The organism is Gammaproteobacteria bacterium (assembly GCA_003696665.1).
GTDB lineage: Bacteria > Pseudomonadota > Gammaproteobacteria > Enterobacterales.
Genome location: RFGJ01000046.1, coordinates 1 through 6,608 on the forward strand (window position 1 = coordinate 1; position 6,608 = coordinate 6,608).

General features: G+C 50.7%; 8 protein-coding genes. All 8 read left to right on the forward strand.

From position 1 onward, the window contains the following. On the forward strand, positions 1–402 hold a 402-nt coding region (locus D6694_01350), incomplete at its 5' end, for an NADH-quinone oxidoreductase subunit M (protein ID RMH47839.1). Further along, complete coding sequence (gene nuoN, locus D6694_01355) at positions 402–1,838, forward strand: NADH-quinone oxidoreductase subunit NuoN (GenBank protein RMH47840.1); 1,437 nt, start codon at positions 402–404, stop codon at positions 1,836–1,838. The genes D6694_01350 and nuoN, both read left to right, overlap by 1 nt. Before the next feature lie 120 nt (positions 1,839–1,958). Then, positions 1,959–2,510: an Hsp20/alpha crystallin family protein gene (locus D6694_01360; GenBank protein ID RMH47841.1), complete on the forward strand. Its 552-nt coding sequence runs from the start codon at positions 1,959–1,961 to the stop codon at positions 2,508–2,510. 188 nt (positions 2,511–2,698) lie between these two features. After that, positions 2,699–3,079, forward strand: coding sequence for a 30S ribosomal protein S6 (locus tag D6694_01365; GenBank protein ID RMH47842.1), 381 nt, complete (start codon positions 2,699–2,701; stop codon positions 3,077–3,079). Between the two features lie 22 nt (positions 3,080–3,101). Further along, positions 3,102–3,329, forward strand: a complete 228-nt coding sequence (rpsR, locus tag D6694_01370; GenBank protein RMH47843.1) for a 30S ribosomal protein S18 — start codon at positions 3,102–3,104, stop codon at positions 3,327–3,329. A 65-nt stretch (positions 3,330–3,394) separates the two neighbouring features. Then, positions 3,395–3,853: a 50S ribosomal protein L9 gene (locus D6694_01375; protein RMH47844.1), complete on the forward strand. Its 459-nt coding sequence runs from the start codon at positions 3,395–3,397 to the stop codon at positions 3,851–3,853. A gap of 127 nt (positions 3,854–3,980) precedes the next feature. Beyond that, on the forward strand, positions 3,981–5,360 hold the full coding sequence (gene dnaB, locus D6694_01380; protein ID RMH47845.1) for a replicative DNA helicase: 1,380 nt from the start codon (positions 3,981–3,983) through the stop codon (positions 5,358–5,360). Between the two features lie 2 nt (positions 5,361–5,362). Beyond that, positions 5,363–6,439 (forward strand): alanine racemase, encoded by a 1,077-nt coding sequence (gene alr, locus D6694_01385; protein ID RMH47846.1) that lies wholly within the window; start codon positions 5,363–5,365, stop codon positions 6,437–6,439. The last annotated feature ends 169 nt before the right edge of the window (positions 6,440–6,608 follow it).

The window sequence follows — 6,608 nt, forward strand, 5'->3', positions numbered from 1 at the left end:
ATGCCGAAATTTGCCGCCTTTGCCATGTTATTTGCCATGGCAAATTCAGGACTGCCCGGCACATCCGGCTTTGTGGGTGAATTTTGGGTAATACTGTCGTCCTACCAAGCGAATATATGGGTTGCTTTCTTCGCGGCAACCACCTTGATCCTTGGTGCTGCCTATACGCTGTGGATGTATAAGCGAGTGTTCTTTGGTGACGCCGTCAAAGAAAGTGTCAAATCGCTGACGGACATTAATCGACGAGAATGGCTTATCCTCGCGGTTTTGGCGCTTTTCACCCTACTGTTTGGGTTGTGGCCGCAGCCAATTGTTGAGGTCGTCCAACCCAGTGTTGAGCATCTGTTACGTTGCGGTATTGAAACAAAACTGGCAACTATGACCAACGGAGTGTGCCACTAATGTTTGCGAATCCTAACCTTGCGCCACTGTCGGCTGAAATCTTCCTACTTACCATGGCCTGTGTGGTCATGGTGGTTGACTTGTTTCAAAAAGATAAGCAGCGCCGGTTGACGCTGTGGCTTTCGCAAGCGTCACTGTTTGTGACGCTGTTGTTGACGATGCAATCTTATGGGACAGAAAAAACCGTGCTGTATGATGGTTTTTGGGTTGTCGACAACCTTTCCATCATCTTAAAAAGTGCAATCCTCATTGTGGCAATGGCGGCATTGGCGTACGCGCCTAATTACATTAACGAGCGCAAGTTTTTGCGTGGCGAATATTATATGCTGGCGATGTTTGCCGTGCTTGGGATGCTGGTTATGGTCAGCGCCCATAATTTGCTCGTCATATATTTAGGCTTGGAGCTCTTGTCGTTGCCACTCTACGCTATGGTGGCCATGGAGAGAGACAATCCAAAAGCCTCGGAAGCGGCCATCAAGTATTTCGTGATGGGTGCGCTGGCGTCCGGCTTTTTGTTGTATGGCATGTCGCTGTTGTATGGCGCGACCCAGGAAATTGGTTTGCAGGCCTTTGCTGACGCATTGACAAAATTGAACGAGCAACCCCTGATGCTCAAGTTTGGCGTTGTGTTTATTGTCGCAGGTCTTGCATTCAAACTGGGTGCGGTGCCATTCCATATGTGGTTGCCGGACGTGTACCATGGTGCACCCACCTCAGTGACGCTTTTCATGGGCTCGGCACCAAAAATTGCTGCCTTCGGAATGTTGATGCGCTTGTTGGTTGACGGACTGTCGTCGGCTATAACCGAATGGCAGCCGTTATTGCTTGTGCTGGCGTACTTGTCGATTGCTCTGGGTAACGTTGTTGCGATTTCCCAGTGGAACCTGAAGCGAATGCTAGCCTATTCAGCCATCAGCCACGTCGGTTATTTCCTGATGGGAATTATTGCGGGCAATGCCGATGGTTACGCCGCATCAATGTTTTATATTCTCGTCTATGCGGTGATGACCTTGGCATCGTTCGGCATTATTATTTTCCTGTCGCGGGCTGGATTTGAATCAGATCGGCTGGAGGATTTTGCTGGACTTGCTAAACGCAGTCCATGGTATGCCGCGATGACACTGTTTACCATGATGTCGCTCGCGGGCGTGCCACCTTTTGTTGGTTTCTGGCCAAAGCTTGAGGTAATCATGGCGGCCCTGAATGCCGGCTACGTAGGTCTTGCCATTCATGCTGTCGTGTTTTCGCTCATCGGTGCTTACTACTATCTGAGGGTGGCAAAGGTGATGTATTTTGATCCGCCGAGTGAAGAGACGCCGATAGAAGCGAACTCTGGATTACGTCTCTTAATGAGTGTGAATGGTCTGCTAATGTTGGGGTTAGGACTCGTGCCTGGCTGGTTGCTGGCCTATTGCCTGAGTGCTTTCCCGGGTTAATTAAACCCCTTGAAAAATTTCAAGTTGACCCTATATAAGCGGCGCAGGCGAAAGAAGGCCTGCGCCGTTTTAGTTTGTAAGTCGTTCGTTATTAGGCCAATTTGAAAGGAGGTGTGAGTTATGAACGTCAAAAAACTCGTACCTTGGAATTGGTTTAAAGATGAACAAACTCACAACGAAAACGCACTCATGACCATGAGCGCTTCGCGTTCTTGGTTGGAGGCATTTAATCAATTACAAAGGGATATGGATCGTCTTTTTGACCATGTCTTCCACTCATTTGGAATGACCGCACCGTTGGCTACTGAAGCAGCATTTGGTGCGGGACAGCTTTTGTTCCGACCGAATGTCGATATTCGAGGCGGCGACAAAAACTATGAAATTGACGTCGAGTTGCCGGGCGTGGACGAAAAGGACATCAAATTAGAGCTCGTGGGTAACCGCCTGGTGATTCGTGGTGAAAAACAACTTGAACGGAAAACCGAGGACGAAAACGTTTATCAAATTGAACGGAGCTATGGACGCTTCGAGCGTGTATTAACGCTGCCAGATGACGCAGACGCCGAACATATCGAAGCACAATTTAAGAATGGCGTCTTGACCATCACGCTGCCTCGTCAGATTAAATCAGAAGAACAGGGACGCGTCATCGAGATCAAAAAAGCCTCTTGATGCTCAGTGTTTAGAGGCGCGCGACGGCGCGCCTAATTTTTTTTGTGGCCACGGAAGTCGGTTGCGACAGGTCTTTTTTTTCTGTAAGATCCGCACCCCTCGGCAAATTGCCGAGCGAAAACTCGTTTTTTAACTCCTTGCTGCATCCGGTGATACCGGAGTGGCTGCAAGCCGAGAGGAGAAATGCAATGCGACACTATGAAGTAGTATTCATGGTGCACCCAGATCAGAGCGATCAGGTGCCGACACTTATCGAAAAATACACCGAAATGCTAACGCGCGACGGTGGCAAAATACACCGCCTAGAAGACTGGGGGCGGCGTCAACTGGCCTACCCGATCAACAAACTGCACAAGGCACACTACGTTTTGATGAACATTGAATGCACGCAAGACGCATTGAATGAACTTGAAGCAGCATTCCGGTACAACGATGCGATTTTGCGTAATCTCATCATCCGCCGTAACGAGGCGATCACCGAGCCTAGCCCAATGGCAAAGAGCGATGATCGCAAAACGGTCAGTGTGCAAACAACCAAAGAGAGCGCCCCGTCAGAGGCGGCTGAGTAACCAGGCCTAAGGAGAATTTGATATGTCACGCTATTTCCGTCGTCGCAAATACTGCCGATTCAAGGCCGAAGGGGTCACCGAAATCGACTATAAAGATTTGGCGACGCTCAAAAACTATATTACCGAAACTGGCAAGATCGTGCCGAGCCGGATCACTGGGACGTCGGCAAAGTATCAACGCCAGTTGGCAACAGCGATCAAACGTGCTCGCTTTTTGGCATTGTTGCCCTACACGGACCAACATAAATAGTCGAATCGGTTGGTATGTTATCTTCTGCTCAATGCTGAGCAGGCAACGAATTTGAGGTCACAGCTATGGACGTAATCCTGTTGGAAGACATCCGGAAACTCGGAAAACTTGGGGATACCGTGAGTGTGAAAAACGGTTATGCGCGTAATTATCTCATTCCCCAAGGTAAGGCAGTTCGCGCGACAAAAGAAAATATCGCCATGTTTGAGCAGCGTCGCGCGGAACTGGAGAAGGCTGCAGCAGAAGCGCGTGCGGCAGCACAAGCCAGAGCTGATAAGCTCAACGGGTTGGAAGTGAAAATTGAGCGCTTAGCAAGCGAGGAAGGCAAACTTTTTGGCTCTGTTGGTACGGCCGATATTGCTGACGCGGCATCAGCGGCAGCAGGCGTGGAAGTGACTCGCCGAGAAGTTATGATGCCTTTCGGGGTCATTCGTTCAACCGGTGAATATGACATCGAGCTGTCGCTGCACACGGATGTTGACGCTAGAATCAAAGTGATTGTGGTTGCCGCAGAGCGCGCGTAAACACAACGCTTGCTGATAAAAACACCGCCGCTGCTGGCGGTGTTTTTATATCATCGTTCGATACTTGTTTCGGAAAAAGTACCTTTTGCGGTAAAGTATTCGTCCGACATGATGACCTTCTAGCACCATGACCTCGTCCAAGCCGCAAACTGTTGAGTATCTGAAAACACCTCCCCATTCTGTGGAAGCCGAACAGTCGGTCTTGGGGGGCATTCTTGTCGATCCCGATGCGTGGGATCGTGTGAGCGACTTGTTGGTCGAGCGTGACTTTTATCGCCATGACCACAGGTTAATTTTTCGTGCGATGACGGCGCTGGCGTCACAAAGTGAGCCGCTGGATGTTATTACCATTCATGATTTTCTGGAGCGGGAAGGGCTTGCCAAGGATGCCGGTGGCCTGCCTTATCTCGCGGAATTGGCGAAAAATACACCAAGCGCCGCCAATGTGCGTGCCTATGCCAAGATTGTTCGCGAAAAAGCGGTGCTCCGTGAGTTGGTGAGCGCGGCGAATGCGATAGTTGAGAAAAGCTTGTCACAGGAAGGGCATGCCGTTGCTGATGTACTGGACTACGCGGAGTCCCAGATATTTCGAATTGCTGAAGAACGTGAAAAAAACGACGCAGGTCCGCGAGGTGTGCAGGAGCTACTGCAGAGCGTGCTCGACCGAATTGAAGAATACCAAACCGCAGAAGGGGGGGTCACAGGTATTCGCACCGGATTCACTGACCTCGATAAGATGACCAGTGGCTTGCAACCTCAGGATCTTGTGATCATCGCCGGTCGACCGTCTATGGGAAAGACTACTTTTGCGATGAATATCGCCGACCATGTGGCAATCAAGGAAAAGAAGCCTGTATTGGTGTTCAGTATGGAAATGCCGGCGGAAGCATTGATCATGCGTTCAATTTCAGCTTTGTCACGGGTCGATCAGTCGAATTTGCGGAAAGGTCGTCTGACCGAAGCCGATTGGACGAACATCAACAGCGCCATTGGCTTGCTTGAGTCGCAAAGTAAACTTTACATTGATGATTCGCCTGGCTTGACGCCGACTGAGGTGCGTTCACGCGCACGGCGGCTGGCGCGAGAGCATGGCGGCCTGTCGCTGATTGTGATTGACTATCTACAGCTGATGCGCGTGCCGGGAATGGCGGAAAACCGCACGCTTGAAGTCTCTGAAATTTCACGATCGCTAAAAGCACTGGCTAAGGAACTCAACGTGCCAGTCATTGCACTATCACAGCTCAACCGGGGGCTGGAAACGCGTGGGGATAAGCGACCTGTTATGGCAGATTTACGGGAGTCTGGTGCGATTGAGCAGGATGCCGACTTGATTATGTTTGTCTATCGCGATGAGGTCTACCATAAAGACACGGCAGATAAAGGCATCGCTGAGATTATTATTGGCAAACAGCGGAACGGTCCCATTGGCACCATCAAGTTGGTGTTCAATGGGAAATGGACTCGCTTCGATAATTTGGCAGAACCCGAAAGATACGATGAGGTTTAACAATGCGGGCGGCACAGGCTGTGGTCGATGGACAGGCACTGGTGCACAACGTGCGTGTTGTGCGCCAACGAATTGGCCACCGCCGCATCTGGGCTGTGGTCAAAGCGAATGCCTATGGCCATGGCTTGGCAGAAGTCGCTAATATCCTGCGGCACGAAGTGGATGGTTTCGCTGTCTCGTGTGTTGAAGAAGCTGCGGTGTTGCGCGCTAATGAAATTCGGAACCCAATCTTGTTGCTCGAAGGGCCGTTCGAAGCAAGTGAACTGGCTGTTGCCGAACGTCTTGGACTCGAATTGGTGATTCACTGTGAGGCACAATTAAGGGACTTGCTCGCCTTTCCTTTCAGCCAACCAGTACGAGTGTGGATTAAATGCAATACCGGGATGAATCGTTTGGGCTTCCCGCTCAACAGGGTGGAGCAGGTCTATCAGGCCCTTGTGCGATGCCCCCATATTGACAACCCACCTGGCCTCATGACGCATTTTGCTAATGCCGATATCGCCAACGATCCGATGACAAAACGGCAATGGCATCAATTTCTCAGTTCGGCAGCTGGTAAAGGCGGCCGGCTGAGTGCTGCCAATACGGCGGCTATTCTTAATTTTCCGCAGGCCCTTGGCGATTGGGTTCGACCGGGACTCATGCTTTATGGCTGTTCACCGAACCCGTCACAAATCGGCAGCGATATTGGTCTCATCCCCGCCATGACCTTGCGTACACGTGTCATCGCTAAACACCGATTGAGCCCAGGCGATGTGGTCGGCTATGGCGCCACTTGGGTGGTAAAGCGTCCTACTAATGTGGTGATTGCGGCAATTGGTTATGGCGATGGTTACCCACGCCATGCCCAAAATGGAACACCGGTTTGGGTAGCCGGTGAGGTTCACCAATTGGCCGGGCGCGTCTCAATGGACATGATTGCAATTGATATTGGCCAACGAGATGATGTCGGGATCGGCGATCCTGTGGTCCTGTGGGGAAAAGAACTTCCGGTTGAGAAGGTCGCGGCCGCTGCGGGAACGATTCCATATGAGCTATTGTGCAGCGTCTCGCAACGTGTCAATTACGTCTATATATGAACAAAAATTAACCAAAAAAAACGTACGAAAAAATTCCGGAAAAAAGATCTTGCATTGTGAGTAATTCAGCCTATAATTGCGCGCACCTTTGAGGACGGCGAGTTGTCCTGAAGGTGGCGGAACCCCAAATGGATTGAGTGATGGAGGGGGGTTGACGCGACTTCGGGAG